Source organism: Marinobacterium ramblicola (assembly GCF_019084545.1).
GTDB lineage: Bacteria > Pseudomonadota > Gammaproteobacteria > Pseudomonadales > Balneatricaceae > Marinobacterium_D > Marinobacterium_D ramblicola.
In genome coordinates, this window is sequence record NZ_JAHREP010000005.1 from 204,321 (window position 1) to 223,464 (window position 19,144).

At 62.3% G+C, this 19,144-nt stretch carries 18 protein-coding genes; 16 read left to right on the forward strand and 2 right to left on the reverse strand.

The window, feature by feature from the left end; genetic code table 11:
* The first annotated feature begins 141 nt into the window (after positions 1 to 141).
* The 12 genes from KQ940_RS05615 (at position 142) to mobA (ending at position 13,563) form a co-directional block, all read left to right on the forward strand.
* Complete coding sequence (locus KQ940_RS05615; protein WP_217412447.1) at positions 142 to 3,906, forward strand: nitrate reductase subunit alpha; 3,765 nt, start codon at positions 142 to 144, stop codon at positions 3,904 to 3,906.
* Positions 3,903 to 5,480: a nitrate reductase subunit beta gene (narH, locus tag KQ940_RS05620; RefSeq protein ID WP_217412448.1), complete on the forward strand. Its 1,578-nt coding sequence runs from the start codon at positions 3,903 to 3,905 to the stop codon at positions 5,478 to 5,480. Before KQ940_RS05615 ends, narH begins: the two co-directional genes overlap by 4 nt.
* On the forward strand, positions 5,473 to 6,228 hold the full coding sequence (gene narJ / locus KQ940_RS05625) for a nitrate reductase molybdenum cofactor assembly chaperone (RefSeq protein WP_246589747.1): 756 nt from the start codon (positions 5,473 to 5,475) through the stop codon (positions 6,226 to 6,228). The genes narH and narJ overlap by 8 nt, the downstream gene beginning before the upstream one ends.
* Before the next feature lie 16 nt (positions 6,229 to 6,244).
* Positions 6,245 to 6,919 (forward strand): respiratory nitrate reductase subunit gamma, encoded by a 675-nt coding sequence (gene narI / locus KQ940_RS05630; protein WP_217412449.1) that lies wholly within the window; start codon positions 6,245 to 6,247, stop codon positions 6,917 to 6,919.
* A 510-nt stretch (positions 6,920 to 7,429) separates the two neighbouring features.
* Positions 7,430 to 8,248 (forward strand): peptidylprolyl isomerase, encoded by an 819-nt coding sequence (locus KQ940_RS05635; RefSeq protein WP_217412450.1) that lies wholly within the window; start codon positions 7,430 to 7,432, stop codon positions 8,246 to 8,248.
* 21 nt (positions 8,249 to 8,269) lie between these two features.
* A complete protein-coding gene (can, locus tag KQ940_RS05640; RefSeq protein ID WP_217412451.1) occupies positions 8,270 to 8,911 on the forward strand; it encodes a carbonate dehydratase in 642 nt (213 codons plus the stop codon).
* A 129-nt stretch (positions 8,912 to 9,040) separates the two neighbouring features.
* Positions 9,041 to 10,066 carry a GTP 3',8-cyclase MoaA gene (gene moaA / locus KQ940_RS05645; RefSeq protein ID WP_217412452.1) on the forward strand — a complete coding sequence of 342 codons (1,026 nt, stop codon included), beginning with the start codon at positions 9,041 to 9,043 and terminating at the stop codon, positions 10,064 to 10,066.
* A gap of 54 nt (positions 10,067 to 10,120) precedes the next feature.
* A complete protein-coding gene (locus KQ940_RS05650) occupies positions 10,121 to 10,777 on the forward strand; it encodes a Crp/Fnr family transcriptional regulator (protein ID WP_217412453.1) in 657 nt (218 codons plus the stop codon).
* A complete protein-coding gene (locus KQ940_RS05655; protein ID WP_217412454.1) occupies positions 10,774 to 11,157 on the forward strand; it encodes a putative zinc-binding protein in 384 nt (127 codons plus the stop codon). The genes KQ940_RS05650 and KQ940_RS05655 overlap by 4 nt, the downstream gene beginning before the upstream one ends.
* A 24-nt stretch (positions 11,158 to 11,181) precedes the next feature.
* Positions 11,182 to 11,730, forward strand: coding sequence for a molybdenum cofactor biosynthesis protein B (moaB, locus tag KQ940_RS05660; RefSeq protein ID WP_217412455.1), 549 nt, complete (start codon positions 11,182 to 11,184; stop codon positions 11,728 to 11,730).
* Positions 11,727 to 12,956, forward strand: a complete 1,230-nt coding sequence (locus KQ940_RS05665) for a molybdopterin molybdotransferase MoeA (protein ID WP_217412456.1) — start codon at positions 11,727 to 11,729, stop codon at positions 12,954 to 12,956. Before moaB ends, KQ940_RS05665 begins: the two co-directional genes overlap by 4 nt.
* A gap of 28 nt (positions 12,957 to 12,984) precedes the next feature.
* Positions 12,985 to 13,563, forward strand: a complete 579-nt coding sequence (mobA, locus tag KQ940_RS05670) for a molybdenum cofactor guanylyltransferase MobA (protein WP_217412457.1) — start codon at positions 12,985 to 12,987, stop codon at positions 13,561 to 13,563.
* An 18-nt stretch (positions 13,564 to 13,581) separates the two neighbouring features.
* Here mobA and KQ940_RS05675 read toward each other — a convergent pair whose 3' ends face one another.
* Positions 13,582 to 14,004: a bacteriohemerythrin gene (locus tag KQ940_RS05675; protein ID WP_217412458.1), complete on the reverse strand. Its 423-nt coding sequence runs from the start codon at positions 14,002 to 14,004 to the stop codon at positions 13,582 to 13,584.
* Between the two features lie 268 nt (positions 14,005 to 14,272).
* On the opposite strand from KQ940_RS05675, the gene KQ940_RS05680 reads away from it, so the two are divergent.
* The 3 genes from KQ940_RS05680 to KQ940_RS05690 all read left to right on the forward strand — a co-directional run bounded on the left by KQ940_RS05680 (position 14,273) and on the right by KQ940_RS05690 (position 17,088).
* Positions 14,273 to 14,779 (forward strand): CBS domain-containing protein, encoded by a 507-nt coding sequence (locus KQ940_RS05680; RefSeq protein ID WP_217412459.1) that lies wholly within the window; start codon positions 14,273 to 14,275, stop codon positions 14,777 to 14,779.
* Between the two features lie 132 nt (positions 14,780 to 14,911).
* A complete protein-coding gene (locus KQ940_RS05685; protein WP_217412460.1) occupies positions 14,912 to 15,424 on the forward strand; it encodes a CBS domain-containing protein in 513 nt (170 codons plus the stop codon).
* A 110-nt stretch (positions 15,425 to 15,534) separates the two neighbouring features.
* The gene (locus KQ940_RS05690) at positions 15,535 to 17,088 is read left to right on the forward strand and encodes a methyl-accepting chemotaxis protein (protein ID WP_217412461.1); all 1,554 of its coding nucleotides are present in this window, start codon (positions 15,535 to 15,537) and stop codon (positions 17,086 to 17,088) included.
* A gap of 59 nt (positions 17,089 to 17,147) precedes the next feature.
* On the opposite strand, the gene KQ940_RS23040 is transcribed toward KQ940_RS05690, so the two are convergent.
* The gene (locus KQ940_RS23040; RefSeq protein ID WP_217412462.1) at positions 17,148 to 17,936 is read right to left on the reverse strand and encodes a helix-turn-helix transcriptional regulator; all 789 of its coding nucleotides are present in this window, start codon (positions 17,934 to 17,936) and stop codon (positions 17,148 to 17,150) included.
* Between the two features lie 297 nt (positions 17,937 to 18,233).
* Here KQ940_RS23040 and KQ940_RS05700 point away from each other — a divergent pair, with 297 nt between their 5' ends.
* Positions 18,234 to 19,136: an amidoligase family protein gene (locus KQ940_RS05700; RefSeq protein WP_217412463.1), complete on the forward strand. Its 903-nt coding sequence runs from the start codon at positions 18,234 to 18,236 to the stop codon at positions 19,134 to 19,136.
* Positions 19,137 to 19,144 lie beyond the last annotated feature (8 nt).

Consider the following 19,144-nt stretch of genomic DNA (forward strand, 5'->3'; position numbering starts at 1 on the left):
CCTGCCGCTTTTTACCCCCTGTCGAGCGTTGATCCAGGTCAACATTCGCCAAGCGCTGCTGCCGTACTTTCACCCCACACATGTGGGATGCATCGCCGTGATGAATCCTGTCCTGGGCAAGAGGTTTCAGGAGACCTAAATATGAGCCATTTGCTTGATCGACTCAGATACCTGAAGAAGAAGCCGCAGAGCTTCGCGGGCAACCACGGCCAGACCACGGACGAGAGCCGTGACTGGGAAGACGGTTACCGCCAGCGCTGGCAGCACGACAAGATCGTGCGCTCCACCCATGGCGTGAACTGCACCGGCTCCTGCAGCTGGAAGATCTACGTCAAGAACGGTCTGATCACCTGGGAGACCCAGCAGACCGACTATCCGCGTACCCGGCCCGACCTGCCCAACCACGAGCCGCGCGGCTGCCCCCGTGGTGCCAGCTACTCCTGGTATATCTACAGTGCCAACCGGCTGAAGTACCCGACCATCCGCAAGCGCCTGCTCAAGCTGTGGCGCGAGGCACGCCTTACGCATCAGGATCCGGTTGAAGCCTGGGCCTCTATCGTCGAGAACCAGGACAAGGCGAAGTCCTACAAGTCGGTGCGTGGCCAGGGCGGTTTCGTGCGTTCCAACTGGGACGAGGTCAACGAGATCATCGCCGCGTCCAACACCTATACCATCAAGCAGTACGGCCCCGACCGGGTGATCGGTTTCTCGCCGATCCCCGCCATGTCGATGGTCTCCTACGCCGCGGGCGCCCGTTACCTGTCGCTGATCGGCGGTGCCTGCCTGAGCTTCTACGACTGGTACTGCGACCTGCCGCCGGCCTCGCCGATGACCTGGGGCGAGCAGACCGACGTGCCGGAATCGGCCGATTGGTACAACTCCAACTACATCATCGCCTGGGGCTCCAACGTTCCGCAGACCCGTACTCCGGATGCCCACTTCTTCACCGAGGTGCGCTACAAGGGCACCAAGACCGTGGCGGTGACGCCGGACTACTCAGAAGTCGCCAAGCTGTGCGACCAGTGGATGAACCCGAAGCAGGGCACCGATGCGGCGATGGCGATGGCGATGGGCCACGTGATCCTGAAGGAGTTCTACGTCGACAAGCCCAGCGCCTACTTCAACGACTATGCGCGCAAGTACAGCGACATGCCGTTCCTGGTGCAGCTGGACAAGCGTGAGGACGGCTCCTATGCCGCCGGTCGCTTTATCCGCGCCGCCGACTTCGATGCCAACCTGGGCCAGGACAACAACCCGGACTGGAAAACCGTCGCCTTCGACAGCCAGAGCAACAGCTTTGTGGTGCCGAACGGCTCCATCGGCTTCCGCTGGGGCGAGCAGGGCAAGTGGAACATCGAGGAGAAGGAGGGCGGCAAGGGCGCCGATACCCAGCTGGCGCTGAGCCTGATCGACAACCACGACGAGGTGGTATCGGTGGGCTTCCCCTACTTCGGCGGGGTGGAAAACGAATACTTCACCAATAACGTGTTCAGCGACGTGATCCACCACAACCTGCCGGCCAAGCGGGTCAAGCTGGCCGACGGCAGCGAGTCGTTGCTGGTTACCGTGGGTGACCTGATGCTGGCCAACTACGGTGTCGATCGTGGCCTGGGTGGTGATTTCGTCGCCAAGAGCTTCGATGACAACGCCCCCTACACTCCGGCCTGGCAGGAGAAGATCACCGGTGTCGACCGCAACCAGGTGATCCAGATCGCCCGCGAGTTCGCCGATACCGCAGACAAGACCAAGGGTCGCTCGATGATCATCGTCGGTGCCGGTATGAACCACTGGTACCACATGGACATGAACTACCGCGGCCTGATCAACCTGCTGGTGATGTGTGGCTGTATCGGCCAGACCGGCGGTGGCTGGGCGCACTACGTGGGTCAGGAGAAGCTGCGTCCGCAGTGCGGCTGGCTGCCGCTGGCGTTCGGCCTCGACTGGCAGCGTCCGCCGCGTCACATGAACGGCACCTCCTTCTTCTACAACCACTCCAACCAGTGGCGTTACGAGAAGCTGGAGGTGAGCGAGATCCTCTCCCCGCTGGCCGACAGCGCCAAGTACAGCGGCAGCCTGATCGACTTCAACGTGCGCTCCGAGCGCATGGGCTGGCTGCCCTCGGCACCGCAGTTGAACACCAACCCGCTGCACCTGGCCAAGGCCGCCGAAGCAGCCGGCAAGACGCCGCAGGCGTACACGGTCGAGCAGCTGAAATCCGGCAAGATCGCCTTCGCCGCGGAGGATCCGGACAACCCGGTGAACTTCCCGCGCAACATGTTTATCTGGCGCTCCAACCTGCTCGGCTCCTCCGGCAAGGGCCACGAGTACATGCTCAAGTACCTGCTGGGCACCAACCACTCGGTGCTGGGCAAGGACCTGGGCGCCGAGGACGGTCCCAAGCCGGAAGAGGTGAAGTGGCACGAGCAGGGCGCCGAAGGCAAGGTAGACCTGCTGGTGACGCTGGACTTCCGCATGTCCACCACCTGCCTCTACTCCGATATCGTGCTGCCGACCGCGACCTGGTACGAGAAGGACGATCTCAACACCTCGGATATGCACCCGTTCATCCACCCGCTGTCGGCCGCCACCGACCCAGCCTGGGAAGCGCGTTCCGACTGGGATATCTACAAGGGGATCGCGCAGAAGTTCTCCGAGGTCTGCGTCGGTCACCTGGGCGTCGAGCAGGATCTGGTCACCGTACCGCTGCTGCACGACACCGCCGGCGAGCTGGCTCAGCCCTACGATGTGAAAGACTGGAAGAAAGGCGAGTGCGAGCCGGTACCGGGCAAGACCATGCCGAATCTGGCGCTGGTCGAGCGCGACTACCCCAACACCTATGCCCGCTTCACCTCGGTGGGCCCGCTGCTGGAGTCCGCCGGTAACGGCGGCAAGGGGATCAACTGGGATACCAAGAAAGAGGTCGAGCTGCTCAAGCAACTGAACTGGACCCACACCCAGCCGGGTGCCGCCGAGGGCCGTGCCAAGCTGGAGACCGCCATCGACGCCGCCGAGATGATCCTGGCGCTGGCGCCGGAGACCAACGGTCAGGTGGCGGTGAAGGCCTGGGAAGCGCTGGGCAAGGCCACCGGCCTCGACCACACCCATCTGGCGCTGCCGAAGGAGGAGGAGAAGATCCGCTTCCGCGACGTGCAGGCACAGCCGCGCAAGATCATCTCCTCGCCGACCTGGTCGGGCCTGGAAGATGAGCATGTCTCCTACAACGCCGGCTACACCAACGTCCATGAGCTGATCCCCTGGCGCACCCTGACCGGCCGTCAGCAGTACTACCAGGATCATCCGTGGATGCGTGATTTCGGTGAATCGCTGCTGGTGTACCGACCGCCGATCAACACCAAGTCGGTGAAGCCGATGTTGAACCACAAGCCCAACGGCAACCCGGAGATCGCGCTGAACTGGATCACCCCGCACCAGAAGTGGGGCATCCACTCCACCTACAGCGACAACCTGATCATGCTGACGCTGTCGCGCGGCGGCCCGATCATCTGGATGTCGGAGGTGGACGCGGCCAAGGTCGGCATCGAGGACAACGACTGGGTCGAGATCTTCAACTCCAACGGCGCCATCGCCGCCCGCGTGGTGGTCTCCCAGCGTGTCAACGAGGGGATGACGCTGATGTACCACGCCCAAGAGCGCATCGTGAACGTACCGGGCGCGGAAACCTCCGGCACCCGTGGCGGTATCCACAACTCAGTGACTCGCGCCTGCCCGAAACCTACCCACATGATCGGCGGCTACGCGCAGCAGTCCTATGGCTTTAACTACTACGGCACCGTCGGTTCCAACCGCGACGAGTTCGTCATCGTGCGCAAGATGAAGAACATCGACTGGCTGGATGGCGAGAACAACGACTACGTACAGGATCCTGTTCAGGAGGCCGCGAAATGAAAATCCGTTCTCAAGTCGGCATGGTGCTGAACCTCGACAAGTGCATCGGCTGTCACACCTGCTCGATCACCTGCAAGAACGTCTGGACCTCCCGTGAAGGGATGGAGTACGCCTGGTTCAACAACGTCGAGACCAAACCCGGTATCGGCTACCCGAAAGAGTGGGAGAACCAGGACAAGTGGAAGGGCGGCTGGCTGCGCAAACCGGACGGCAGCATCGAGCCGCGCATCGGCGGCAAGTGGCGGGTACTGGCGAACATCTTCGCCAACCCGGACCTGCCGGAGATCGACGACTACTACGAGCCGTTCGACTTCGACTACCAGCACCTGCACAACGCCCCCGAGGGCAAGCACCAGCCAGTGGCGCGGCCACGCTCGCTGATCACCGGCGACCGCATGAAGAAGATCGAATGGGGCCCGAACTGGGAGGAGATCCTCGGTACCGAGTTCAAGAAGCGCTCGAAGGACAAGAACTTCGACAACGTGCAGAAGGATATCTACGGCCAGTTCGAGAACACCTTCATGATGTACCTGCCGCGTCTGTGCGAGCACTGCCTGAACCCGGCCTGTGTCGCCAGTTGCCCCTCCGGCGCGATCTACAAGCGCGACGAGGACGGCATCGTGCTGATCGACCAGGACAAGTGCCGCGGCTGGCGCATGTGCGTGTCCGGCTGCCCGTACAAGAAGATCTACTACAACTGGAAAACCGGTAAATCCGAGAAGTGCATCTTCTGTTACCCGCGTATTGAATCCGGCATGCCCACAGTCTGCTCCGAGACCTGTGTCGGCCGTATCCGTTACCTGGGCGTCATGCTCTACGATGCGGACCGCATCGCCGAGGTGGCCGCGTCCGGCAACGAGCAGGACCTGTACCAGAAGCAGCTGGAGATCTTCCTCGACCCGCACGACCCGGCGGTGATCGAGCAGGCACGTCGCGACGGCGTCACCGACAGCGTGATCAAGGCGGCACAGAACTCGCCGGTGTACAAGCTGGCGATGGACTGGAAACTGGCGCTGCCGCTGCACCCGGAATACCGCACCCTGCCGATGGTCTGGTACGTGCCGCCGCTGAGCCCGATCCAGTCCGCCGCCGACGCCGGCAAGATCGGCATGAACGGCGCGATTCCGGATGTGGACAGCCTGCGTATCCCGGTGAAATACCTGGCCAACCTGCTCACCGCCGGTGACGAGAAGCCGGTGGTCGCCGCGCTGAAGAAACTGCTGGCGATGCGCGCCTACAAGCGCGACGAACAGGTCGAGGGCAAGATCAACCTGCAGGTACTGGAGGACGCCGGTCTCACCGAGCATCAGGCCAAGGAGATGTACCGCTACCTGGCGATCGCCAACTACGAGGACCGCTTCGTGATCCCGACCAGCCACCGCGAGCTGGCCAAGGAAGCCTTCCCCGAGCGCAACGGTTGTGGCTTCAGCTTCGGCAACGGCTGCGCCGGTGGCGAGAGCGAGTTCAACCTGTTCGGCGCCAAGAAGCAGAACGTCACCATGGTCGAGAAGATCAGCGGTGTGAAGCAGGTGGACCCGAAACTGCTGCAGGATACGGAGGTGGAAGATGCCTAGTTCGAAGATAGGTAGTCTGAGCGTAATCTCGGCCCTGCTGGGCTATCCCGAGACCGAACTGGTCGATGCCCGTCAGGTGTTGATTGATGAGGTTCGCGCCGATGCGGCGTTGCCGGAAGCGATGCGCGACAAGCTGGTGGTGTTTATCGACCGGCTGTGCAAAACCGAGCTGCTTGATGCGCAGGAGTCCTACGTGGCGTTGTTCGATCGTGGCCGCTCCCTGTCGCTGCTGCTGTTCGAGCATGTCCACGGCGAGAGCCGCGACCGCGGCCAGGCGATGGTGGATCTGATGGCGATCTACGAGCGCGAAGGGTTCCAGATCAACGTGCGCGAACTGCCCGACTACCTGCCGCTGTTCCTCGAGTTCCTGGCCCAGCGGCCGGAGAGCGAGGCGCGCAAGTGGCTGGCCGATGTCGGTCATATCCTGGTGCTGCTGGAGGAGCGGCTGCGTCAGCGCGACAGCGGTTACGCGGTGCTGTTCGAGTCGCTGCTGGCCCTGGCCGGTATCGAAATCGAGCAGAAGCGTGAAGAGCTGCGCGAGAAGGTGGCTGCCGAGGCGCGTGACGACACGCCCGAGGCGCTGGATCAGGTGTGGGAGGAGGAGATGGTGCGCTTCACCGAAAACAGCGCCCAGGAGTGCGGCGACGGCGTTATCGCCCAGCGCCGCCGGGAGCTGGACCAGGTCAGGCCGCTGAATATCCAGTCCCCCACGCGTGAAGTCCGTACCGAAACAGCGGGTTCATTCTGAGTCCGGGAGAAGAGAAATGTCCTATCTGAACGATCTGTTATTTGGCGTTTACCCCTACATCGCCGGGGCGATCTTCCTGATCGCCAGCTGGATCCGCTACGACCGCGAGCAGTACACCTGGCGCGCCAGTTCCAGTCAGATGCTGAGCAACAAGGGGTTTCGGCGTGCCAGCAACCTGTTCCATGCCGGCGTGCTGGTGATCTTCTTCGGTCACCTGGTCGGCCTGCTGACGCCGCATGCCCTGTATGCGCCGTTCATCTCCGCCGGCAACAAGCAGTTGATGGCGATCATCGTCGGCGGCATCGCGGGACTCTCCTGCTGGATCGGTGCTTTGCTGCTGCTCAAGCGTCGCCTGACCGACCCGCGCGTGCGCGCTACCGGCACCAAGGCGGACCTGTTCATCATCGCGCTGCTGTTCGTGCAGGTGAGCCTCGGTCTGCTGACCATCCCGTTCGCCATGCAGCATCTGGATGGCGGCGTGATGATCGACCTGGCGCACTGGGCTCAGGGGCTGGTGACCTTCCAGGCCGATGCCGCGAGTCATCTGGCCGAGGTGGGGCTGGTGTACAAGCTGCATATCTTCATCGGCCTGACCATGTTCGTGGTGTTCCCCTTCACCCGCATGGTGCATATCTGGAGCGTACCGGTGAAGTACTTCGCCCGTAACTATCAGATTGTGCGGCAGCGCTGACTGACGGTGCCGTGCCGGATGGGGTAGGTAGCTCATGGTGCCGGACAGGGTGGGGCATCGCTTTCCGGGACACGCTTTGCGTCATCCTGACCGCTCGACTGCCGCCATCCCTGGCGGCAGACGGTCCCGGAAAGCGACGCCCCACCCTGTCATGGAGAGTCCTGCGCGAGATTCCAGGCGGGCTCTAAATAAGAGGCTATACCGACCCTCGATAGCGCGGTGCCAACCGTCTGGAGGGTTCGATGCGAGATTCCGGGCAGCTCTGAAAGTGAGAGTCGCTATCGACTTTCAATAGCACGGTGCCGATTGACCGGAGAGCGAGGCACCGAACTTTCCAAGGCGGGGAGGGGTATTACTTTCCGGGACCGTCGGAGGCATGGATGCCGACGCCGAGCGTACAGGGATGTATTCACAGCGAGTCCCGGAAAGTAATACCCCTCCTCGCCGGGCACCGCAAGTACGACACTCCGAACACAACCGGACTCATAGAAAGCGAAAGAGGTACCCGCCATGCAGATGATCGAACTGACCCAGGTGAACGACACCACCCCCGAGTTCGCTGCGGTAATCGTCAACGGCAAGACGCTGGACGAACAGCGCATCGCCCAGGAGATCCAGTACTACCCGGCCGACTCGCTGGAAGCCTCCCGCGCCCAGGCGGTGCAGGCGCTGGTGATCCGCGAACTGCTGCTGCAACGCATAGCGGAACTGGGGCTGGAGGTGTCGAGCGATGACGCAGACGACGAAGAAACACTGATTCAGAAACTGATCGAACACGAAGTCGAGCTGCCGCAGGCCACCGACGAGGTGTGCTATCGCTACTTCGAAGCCAACCGCGACAAGTTCTGCACCCAACCGCTGCTCGCGGTGTCCCACATCCTGCTCGCCGCGGCGCCGGACGATCTGGATACGCGCGCCGAACGCAAGGCGCAGGCCGAAGTGCTGATCGACGCGCTGCAGCAGGATCCGGAACTGTTCGCCGAGATCGCCCGCCAACACTCCGACTGCCCGTCGAAGGAGCTGGACGGCGAACTGGGTCAGATCGACAAGGGTCAGACCGTGCCCGAGTTCGAGCGGCAGATCTTTACCCTGCCGGAGGGGCTGGCCGGGCGACCGCTGGAGAGCCGCTACGGCTTCCATATCACCCGTATCGACAAACGCATCGACGGCGAGCCGCTGCCCTACGAGGCGGTCGAGAACCGCATCCGCGGCTATCTGATCGAACGTAACTACCGCCGCGCGGTGAACCAGTATATCCAGCTGTTGGTATCCGATGCGCAGATCGAGGGGCTCGAACTGCAGGGGGCCGACTCGCTGCTGGTGCAGTAGAACAATGCGGAGGTGGTCGAGATGTTGACCGACCTGTTAGGCAACAATCGTGACTGGGCCGCGCGCATCGAACGCGAGCAGCCCGGTTTCTTCAAGCGACTGGCGGCGCAGCAAACGCCGGAGTATCTGTGGATAGGCTGCTCCGACAGCCGGGTACCGGCCAACGAAATCGTCGGCATGCTGCCGGGCGAGCTGTTCGTGCACCGCAACATCGCCAACCTGGTGTTGCACACTGACCTGAACTGCCTGTCGGTGATCCATTTCGCCGTCAATGTGCTCAAGGTCAAGCACATTATCGTCTGTGGTCACTACGGCTGCGGCGGCGTGCGCGCAGCGCTGAGCAATCAGGACTATGGCCTGATCGATCACTGGCTGCGCCATATCAAGGATATCGGCTACCACTGCCGCGATATTCTCGATGCCGAACCGGACGAGCAGCACCGGGTCGACCGCCTGTGCGAACTCAACGTGCTGCAGCAGGTGGAGAACATCTGCCACACCGGCATCGCGCAGAAAGCCTGGCAGCGTGGCCAGTCGCTGGCCATTCACGGCTGGATCTACAGCATCGAGGATGGCCTGATCAAGGATCTCAAGGTCGATATCGACTGCGTCGACAGCATGCCGGCGATCTATTCGCTGCGGCAGGAGGCGCTGCAGGCGTAACCGCCCACCAAAAAATTGAGCCAGATCAACTTTGGTGGCGTTAGGGGTGGGTGGTACCTCCATAGGGGAATAGGGCAGGCCGGATGCGGCCCGCAATAATCACTGAACCTGAAGCAGAGGACCCTTGCGATGACGCAGCCGACGACACATACGACGACACAGGCGGACAACGGCCTGATCGACGGTCTGGGCAGAAAGATCGACTATATCCGCCTGTCGGTGACCGATCGCTGCGACTTCCGCTGCGTCTACTGCATGGCTGAGGACGTTGAGTTCCTGCCCCGTGCCCGCATCCTCTCGCTGGAGGAGATCGAGACCCTGGGCCGCAGTTTCGTGGCGATGGGGATCAAGAGGATCCGTCTGACCGGCGGCGAACCGCTGATGCGCCGGGGCATCGTCGACCTGGTGGCGCGGCTGGCGGCACTGCCGGGGCTGGACGAGGTGGTGATGACCACCAACGGCTCCCAACTCTACCGCCTGGCCGAACCGTTGAAGACGGCGGGGCTGAAACGGCTCAATATCAGCCTGGACAGCCTCAAGCCCGACCGTTTCGCAGCGATGACCCGGCGCAGCAAACTGTGCCAGGTGATCGCCGGCATCGACGCCGCCGTCGCGGCGGGCTTCCACCGTATCAAGCTGAACAGCGTGATCATGAAGGGCCACAACGATGACGAGATCCATGCGTTGCTGGCATTCGCCCAGGCGCGCGGCATCGACATCAGCTACATCGAGGAGATGCCGCTGGGCCGGGTCAACAGCCACGACCGCCGACAGGCCTACTGCTCCAGCGACGATGTGAAGCGGGAGATCGAAACCCGCTATCAACTGATGCCCTGTACCGACCGCACCGGCGGTCCCTCCCGTTACTACCGGATCGCCGGATTGCCGGGCCGGGTCGGCTTCATCTCCCCCCACAGCCATAACTTCTGCGACAGCTGCAACCGGCTGCGGGTGACCGCCGAGGGACGCCTGTTGCTCTGCCTGGGGCAAGAGCACTCGGTGGATCTGCGTGAAATTCTGCGTCGCTATCCCGGCGACGAAAGGCGGATCGAAAACAGGGTGCGCGACGCGATACGGCGTAAGCCCGCAGGGCACAGCTTTGCCGATCGCGATGCGCCCCAGGTACTGCGTTTCATGAACATGACAGGTGGATAAGCCATGGGATGTCGAGCGACTCATTTTGAGCTTCAAACGAACTGGACCCAGCAGGTGCGACAGCACCTCCTGCTGTCGGCACTGAGCGAACGTCAGTTCAGCGAGCTGATGGCGTCGGCCCGACTGATCGACCTGGAACCACGGCAGAGCCTGTTCCAGCAGGGCGAAGCGGCCGAGCGGGTGTTCATTGTGCTGGCCGGACGGATCAAGTTTTTCCGTATCTCCGCCAGCGGGCGGGAGATCGTGATCAGCGTATTGGGCCGCAACGACCCGGTAGCCGAAGCGGCCATGTTCATGTCGGAGCAGCACTACCCGGCCAATGCCAGCGCCATCGAGGGCAGCTGCCTGCTGGCATTTAACGCCCAGGTCTATCAGCGCCTGCTGCGGCAGTCGGTGGACAGCTGTTTCGGCGTCATGGCGGCGATGGCCAGCCGCCTGCAGCGCAGCATGGCCGAGATCGAGACACTGACCCAGCAGGACGCGGCGCACCGGGTCGCCCGCTTCATCCTCGACCTGGTGGACAAGGGGGAGAGCGGACAGGTGGTGGTCGAACTGCCGGTATCCAAGCAACTGATCGCGGCACGGCTGGCGATGCAGCCGGAAACCTTCTCGCGGGTGATTGCGGCACTGAAGCACAAGGGGTTGCTGCAGGTAAATGGCGGCAGGCTGACCATACCCAGCGTGGCTGGCTTAAGACAGTGGGCGGTATGACGAGGAGACGCGATCTGCCGCTGGTCTACGCCTGCTCCGGCTGCTCCGATGTGGCGCAACTGGCCAACGATGTGGCGGTACGACTGGATCACAGCGGCAAGGCGGAGATGTCCTGCATCTCCGGTGTCGGCGGCGGGGTGCCGGCGCTGGTCAGGATCGCCCGCTCCGGGCGGCCGATCATCGCCATCGACGGCTGTCCGCTGCACTGTGCCGCCGCCTGCCTGGCCAACTGCGATGTCGAGGCGGATGAACATGTGCGGCTGTACGAGCAGGGTTACAGGAAGCGGATCGGGCGCAGGGCGGACGCAGCAGAGGTCGAAAAAGTCACCGCCCATGTCGAGGGACTGATCGAGCTGCTAAACCTGGAACAGAACTGTTGAGCTGAATAACCGAGAGTAATCACGATGGGACATGCCAAAGAGAACGCGGTGTTTGTACCGCTCAATATCGCCGTACTCACGGTGTCGGACACCCGCACCCGGGAGACCGACACCTCCGGTGACACCCTGCATGCGGCGCTGGAGGAGACCGGGCATCGCCTGGCCGACCGCCAGATCCGCCCCGACGATATCTACCAGCTGCGCGCGCAGGTGTCGCAGTGGATCGCCGACGCCGAAATCCAGGTGATCCTGGTCACCGGCGGTACCGGCTTCACCCTGCGCGACAACACGCCGGAGGCGCTGCTGCCGCTATTCGACAAGCAGGTCGAGGGTTACGGTGAGCTGTTCCGCCAACTCTCCTACGACGAGATCGGCACCTCCACCATCCAGTCCCGCGCTGTGGCCGGGGTGGCCAACCGCACCGTCATCTTCGCCATGCCCGGCTCGCCGAAAGCGTGCCGTACCGCCTGGGAGCGGGTGATCCGTGAGCAGCTCGATGCCCGTCACCGCCCCTGCAACTTCGTCGAGATGGTGCTGCCCGATGTGGCCAGCGCCTGCGGGCCAAGATCATGAGCGGCTGCGGATGCGACAGCGGTGGCCTGATGCCGCTGAGTCAGGCGCTGGAGCGGCTGCTGGCGGATGTCCGGCCGTTGTGCGAAAGCGAAAGCGTGCCGCTGGAGCAGGCGCGGGGCCGTGTGCTGGCGCTGGATCTGCTCTCCACGATAGCGGTGCCACCGGCGGACAACAGCGCCATGGACGGCTATGCCGTCAATACGGCCAGTTTGCCCGATAACCTGCTGTTGCCGGTCAGCCAGCGGATACCGGCCGGTGTACAGGGTGCGTCGCTGCACCCCGGCACGGCGGCACGCCTCTTTACCGGCTCGGAGATTCCGCCCGGTGCCGATGCGGTGATCATGCAGGAGCAGTGCGAACAGCAGGGTGAATATGTGCAGCTCAATCGCCGACCCCAGGCCGGCGACCATATCCGCCCGGCCGGCCAGGATATTCGCCCCGGCCAATGCGTGGTACCCGCCGGTACCCGGCTCGATGCCCGCCACCTGGGGGTGATCGCCTCGGTGGGTATCGATCGCGTGCCGGTCTACCGCCGCCTCAGGGTGGTGGTGCTGAACACCGGCGACGAGCTGCTGATGCCGGGGCAGCCGAACCAGCCGGGCAAGATCTACAACTCCAACTACTTCACCCTGCTTGGCCTGCTCGAGCCGCTCGGTGTCGAGGTGATCTTTTCCGGCGTGGTCGAGGACAGGTTCGAGACCACCCGCGATGCGCTGGCGCTGGCGGCGGAGAAGGGCGACCTGATCCTGAGCAGCGGCGGCGTCTCGGTCGGTGAGGAGGACCACGTCAAGGCCGCGGTGCAGAGCCTGGGCGAACTCGGTCTCTGGCGGCTGGCGATCAAGCCCGGCAAGCCGCTGGCCTACGGGCGTGTCGGCAGGACGCCATTTATCGGCCTGCCCGGTAATCCGGCGGCGGTGCTGGTCACCTTCCTGATGCTGGCCCGGCCCTATCTGCTGAAACAGCAGGGCTGCACGGCGCTGCAACCGATCTGCTTCCAGCTGCCGGCCGGATTTAACCGCCAACGTGCGATTCCACGCGATGAGTTTATCCGTGCCCGGTTGGTGCAGGGCAAAGGGGGATTGCAGGCGGCGCCGCTGGATAACCAGAGCTCCGGGGTGCTGAGCTCGGCGAGTCAGGCCGGGGGGCTGCTGCTGATCCCCGCCGGTGAGTGCGTGGCAGAGGGGCAGCTGCTGAACTTCTATCCCTTCCACGGCCTGTTGGATTGACGCGATGGATGGCGTAAAGGAGCTGAGCGTGTCGGCATTTGCGGCGGTCATCTTGGCCGGCGGGCAGGGGCGGCGCATGGGAGGATGTGACAAGGGGCTGGTGCCCTTCCGTCAGGCGCCGATGGTGAGCTGGAGCCTGGCCGCGGCCCAAGCGGAGGTGGCCCGGGTGCTGATCAGCTGCAACCGCAACCCGCTGGAGTATGCCCGCCTGGGGGTGCCGCTGGTGTGTGATCGCCAGGCAGGCTTTAACGGACCGCTGAGCGGCGTTCAGGCGGCGATGGCGGCGCTGGATACCGAGATCAGTCATCTGCTGGTGCTGCCCTGCGATACACCGCTGATCAGTCGCGACCTGGTGCGTAGTCTGCTCGATGCCGCCCGGCGCAACCCCGACCATATCGTGCATCTGCAGAGCGAGGGGCAGCCGCACTATCTGCACGCGGTAATCCCCTGCCGCTACCGCGACAGCCTGGATCTCTGGCTGGAATCGGGCCAACAGGCGGTGAGACGCTGGTATGCGCAACATCCGGTCATGCGCTTGGCGGTGGATGAGCAGGCCCCTCGGCTGCTCAATCTGAACAGCCCGGAACAGCTCCGGGCCAGTGCTTGAGGTCGTCGAGAACGTGTTTTACCCCTGACGCTCGATAAACATCGCGGTGACGCTGTCCATGGTGCCGATATGGTTGATAAACCAGGGCACGACACTGTTGGCCAGGTGGTTCTGCAAAGCCTCTGCGGGCATACCCTCGCGCCAGGCCTCAATCACGCCGTTGAACTCCTTCAGTACCCGCTCATGCTCGCCTTTGTGCACCGGGTAGGCGGGAAATCCGGTACGCTCCATCTCCGCCTGCTCATGAGCGAAATGGTCGCGGTTGTGCTCATAGAACTGATCCAGTAGCGCAGTGACCGCTGTACGGTCCTGGCTGCCACCGCTGATCAGTTGCTCGAGCGCTGCATTGAGGAGGTTGATCAGTGCGCTGGCCTCGGCATGATCCTCGTTCATAAAATCGAGTTCGACCTGGGGCAGGGTGTCGGTGGAGAGAAGCGTCATGCGGGTACCTGCAGATTAAGGAAAGGACGTTTACCTGCACTCTAGCCGATCGCCACGCCAGGCTGATTGACCGATATCAAGCGCCCTCCTGTTCTCTGAACGATGCACGACGAAGCGGTTTTTCAACGCAAAAACTTAACCTGGATCAAGTATTGGTCCCACGGGACCTCGTTGTACCACTTCCGAGATATGGTTGGCCTGCAGCTGCTGTGGGAGTGTGAACTCAGCCCTGTGGGGCCGACCTTTCCACAACCAGAGGATCGATACCATGACGATACCCAAGACCCTGATTGCAGCCGATATCATGTCGCGCGACCTGCATACCGTACAGGCGCACTGGTCGCTGCAGACGCTGATCGAGTTCTTGATCAAGCACAAGATCACTGGCGCGCCGGTACTCTCCGACAAGCGGGAGCTGGTCGGCGTGGTCAGCTTGAGCGATCTGCTCAACTTCGATGGCAAGCCGGAACATCGCCTCGGTGAAAATCCGATGGCGCAGTACTACTACTCCTCGCTGGACGGGGCCAGCATCGATGAACTCGGCATCAAGGAGTCGAACCCCCATCTGAGTCATCTGGTCAGCGAGATCATGACACCTGCGATAATCTCGACACCCTCATCGACGCCGGTAACTGAACTGGCGGTAATCCTGTGTGAAAAAGGGATACACCGGATCTTCATCACCGACGGCAAGCAGCTGTGCGGTGTGGTGTCCACGCTCGATATTCTCAAGCATTTGAACAAACTGACTCAGCCGGAGTGTGCGCTATGCTGATAGCGCAGAGGTTTGAGTTTGACGGCTGGATCGGCAGTTTTGTGCCAGACTGACTAGCGAAGTGTTAACGCCCGGCCGGGATTGAGCTATCGGGCGGTTGCCCGGCCTGATAACAGTATGAGGAGCCGGATCATGAGTGCCCATTCACCGCTCGTCGCCAGCGATATCATGTCCCGCGACCTGCTCACCGCGCAGGAGCATTGGTCGCTGCAGACGCTGATCGATTTCTTCATCCGTTACCGTATCACCGGCGCCCCGGTTCTGTGCGACAACAAAGAGCTGGTCGGTGTAGTCAGCCTGACCGACATTCTGACCTTCGATGGCAAACCGGAGCACAGCCCCGGCGAGAACCCGATGGCGGATTACTACTACAGCGCGCTGGAGGGGACCAGCGTAGACGAGTTGGGGATCAAGGAGAGCAACCCGCATCTGAGCCACAGGGTCAGCGAGATCATGACTCCGTCGATCATCGCCGCGCCGCTGTCGACGCCGGTGATGAAGCTGGCGGAAACCCTGTGTGAAAAGGGGATACACCGTATCTTCATTACCGAAGGCAAAAGCCTGTGCGGTGTGGTGACCACGCTCGATATTCTCAGGTACCTGACCGAGCTGGCGACTCCTGCGTCGCCGCGGCCAATGCCGTAGAGCGGTACCGCTCACCACCGAGTCGACCTGTTCAACTGCGTTTAGCTTTTTCAGAAAACGCAATCTACAGTTGATAACAAGGTTCTCAGACGAAGGGGATAGGGGTCTGGATGCGTATCAATAAGCCCGTTACCGCCCAAGAGAGACGTTTTACACCCGAGCAGAAACTGATCTCGACCACCGACGCCAAGGGCATGATCGTGCACTGCAATCAGGCGTTCATCGAGGTCAGCGGTTTTACCAAGGAGGAGCTGATCGGCCAACCGCATAACCTGGTCCGCCACCCGGATATGCCCCCGGCCGCGTTCCAGATCATGTGGGAGCATCTGAAAGCGGGCAAACCCTGGATGGGGCTGGTGAAAAACCGCTGCAAGAATGGCGACTACTACTGGGTGAACGCCTATGTCACGCCGATTACCGAGCGCGGCAAGATCGTCGGCTACGAATCGGTGCGGGTGTGCCCGCAACGGGCCGATGTGGAGCGAGCACAACGCGTGTACGACCGTCTGAACCGCGGCAAGGCCGCGCTCTCCTTCAAACTCCCGCTGCCTCATTGGTGGATTCTGGGGGGTACGCTGCTTGCAACACTGATCCTTGCATTGAACCAGTATTACCCGGCGGCGGTTGTGTTGATGGCGCTGGGTGCGGTCACTGCGTTGGGTGTTCAGCAGTTCTCGATCCAGCGCGCGCTGAGCGGCACCCTGGCGCTGGTTGCCAACGCCTTCCGCCACCCGGTTGCCGTGGCGACCTACACCGACAATCGAGGCGCGATAGGTGAGCTCAAGGTCGCGATCCTCAGTGAGCTGGCCCATCTGGAAACGGCGCTGACCCGGATAGAAGACGCCGCCCACAGCGTGTCGATTGAGGCGAAGTCGGCTCAGGAGCTGTCGCAGTCCTCCCACGCTGCACTTGGCCGCCAGCAGGATGACACCGAGCAGGTAGCGGCCGCAGTGCATCAGATGACGGCCACCATCAACGAAGTCTCCGGCCATGTCCAGGAAACCGCGCACCAGGCGGAAAGCGCCAACCAGGTGGCGCGTTCTGGCAACGAGTTTGCGCAGACCGCGCGGGCCTCGATCGACCAGCTGCGCCGCACGGTGGATGAGATCGCTCAGGCGATAAGTGATCTGGCCCAGCAGACACACCTGATCGCCAACGCCGCCGGCATCATCGAGCAGATCGCTGAACAGACCAATCTGCTGGCGCTCAACGCCGCGATCGAGGCCGCCCGCGCCGGTGAACATGGCCGGGGGTTTGCCGTTGTTGCCGACGAGGTGAGGCAACTGGCGCAGCGTACGCAGAACTCCACCGCTGAGATACACCAGATCCTGACGGCGTTGAGAGGTAGCGTCGAGAACTCGGTGAGGGTGGCCGGAGAGGGGCAGAGCCGGGCTCAGGAGGGACTGAGCAATGTCGAAGAGACCACTCAGATACTTACCCGAATCTCGGAGATGATGGCCAATATCGCCAATATGTCGCTGCAGATGGCCACGGCCGTTGAGAAGCAGGCGCATGTGTCAGAGGAGATCGGGCGCCAGATCACCAGTATTGCCGATATCTCGGCACATAGCCTGAAGGAGACTGAAGAGTCGTCCAACATGATGCACAAGCTGCGTGGTGTTGCCGGTCAGATGAATGAGTTGGTGGTCGGCTTCAGGCATTAACTCAAGGCGCTGCCCGGCTGCCGAATTGGTGGCCGACATTGCCTTTGCTCAGCGGCAGATCAGGTGCAGAGAGCGAACAGTTGGCCGCGGCTGGAGATCCCCAGCTTGTCATAGGCGCGCTTGCGATAGGTGATCACGCTGCTGACGGCGATATCCAGCTCGGCGGCGATCGCTTCGTTCTTTTTGCCCCGCAGCACTGCGCGGCACACCTGCTGTTCACGCTCGGACAGGAACGCCAGCGGTCCCTCCTGCAGCAGCTGCTCGTTGAGCTGAAAATGCTTGCTGATCATCGCCGCGATCAGCCGGGTCGCCTGTCGGGTGAACGCCGGGTCATCAAAGCGGGCATCCAGCCTCTCCGCACGGCGGTAAAGATTGATGTAGAAGTTGCCATTATCGGTACCGCGGATGATCGCCAGCTTGTCCATAAAACCGGGTTTTTTAAAGAAAGCCTCGCGGTAGCGCCGGTTCATGTCGGTGGTCAGATCGTCGAGACGGGCGACCTCGGTGTCGCCGGCCTTCATGGCGCGCAGGGTGTCGAAGTTCGGATCCTGTAGATAGTGGCGCTCGCTGACGTAGCGCTCCGCCAGTTCGCGGGCCGACTCATCCTGGGCGAAATCCTTGTACAGCAGCGTGGAGACATTCTGACCGTCGCGGCAGAAGAACACCATGCACTGCTCGGTGCCGAAAGCGTCGTGCAGCCAGCTCAGGAAGGGCTCGTAAAATTCAGCCGTGCCAAGCTGATCGAGTGCCTCGATCAGGGCCGGGGAGGGCAGCGTGGGTGTCTCTGAGGGCGTCATAATCGGCATAATCGGGGTCGGAGTGAGTGTGCGCAGAGTGAGTGTGCGCACGTCCGAACAGGCTCCTGTTACAAGGGCATCGTTGATGCGTCTAAGTGTACCCGCTAGCGCCATCTTGTCAGCACCGCCGACCTCTCTGCTCTGCGACCGGGTCTGACAGTGCAGTGACTCTCAACCATACTGATACCTGATTGTCTGCACCTGGAGGCTGCACGAACGGGTTCCGCGAGCAAGGAAGAGCACCCCATGTATGGTCTCCAGACTTGGCTGCAGGCCGTGGCGGACCGGTGGTGGCTTTTTACCCTCTAAGGCTCTACGGACAGGTTCGAATGACGCGAGCAAGCGACAATGGTTAGCCGTTCAGGTTATCGATTACCGGCGTTGACGCATCGATCCGATGGCGGCTGGCGCCGGGTCGGGTTTGAGCTGGAGTTCTCCGGGATAGGTCTGGAGCAGACGGTATCCGCCATCTGCCAGGCGCTGAAGGCGACGCCCGGCGAGGGCACGGCGGCGCAGCAGAGGATCGAGGTCCCTGACCTGGGCGAGTTTCAGGTCGAGCTGGACTGGGCGTTTCTTAAACGGGTCGCTGCTGAACAGTCCACCGAGTCGGGGCCGGACTGGGTGCAGCCGCTGAGCCAGGCCGCCGAGGTGCTGGTGCCGGTGGAGGTTGTTTGCCCCCCTATCTCCGTCGCGGAGCTGGATCGGCTGGATCCGCTAGTGAGTGCGCTGCGTGCGGCGGGCGCTCAGGGTACCGAAGAGTCGCTGCTGGCGGCCTATGGTGTGCATATTAACCCTGAGCTGCCGGCCCTCGATGCGCCCGTGCTCAGTGCCTACCTGCGTGCATTCTGCCTGTTGCAGTGGTGGCTGGTGGAGCACCATGAGGTCAATCTGGCACGCAAGATCAGCCCCTATATCGACCTCTATCCGGAGGCCTACGTAGAGTGGGTGCTGGATAGGAAGGCGCCGGATATGGAACGGATCTTCGCTGACTATCTGCAGCACAATGCCACCCGCAACCGGGCGCTCGATCTGCTGCCGCTGCTGGCCCACATCGACGAGCAGCGGGTCCGGTCGGTGGTCGATGATCCGCGCATCAAATCCCGCCCGACCTTTCATTACCGGCTGCCCAACTGCCATATCGAACGTCCGGACTGGGCGCTGTCGAGTAGCTGGAACACCTGGTGTCAGTGCCGGTTGCTAAAGTCCCCAAAATCGCAACTTGAGATGTCCCCTCCACCGAGGCATCAATAAACCGACTT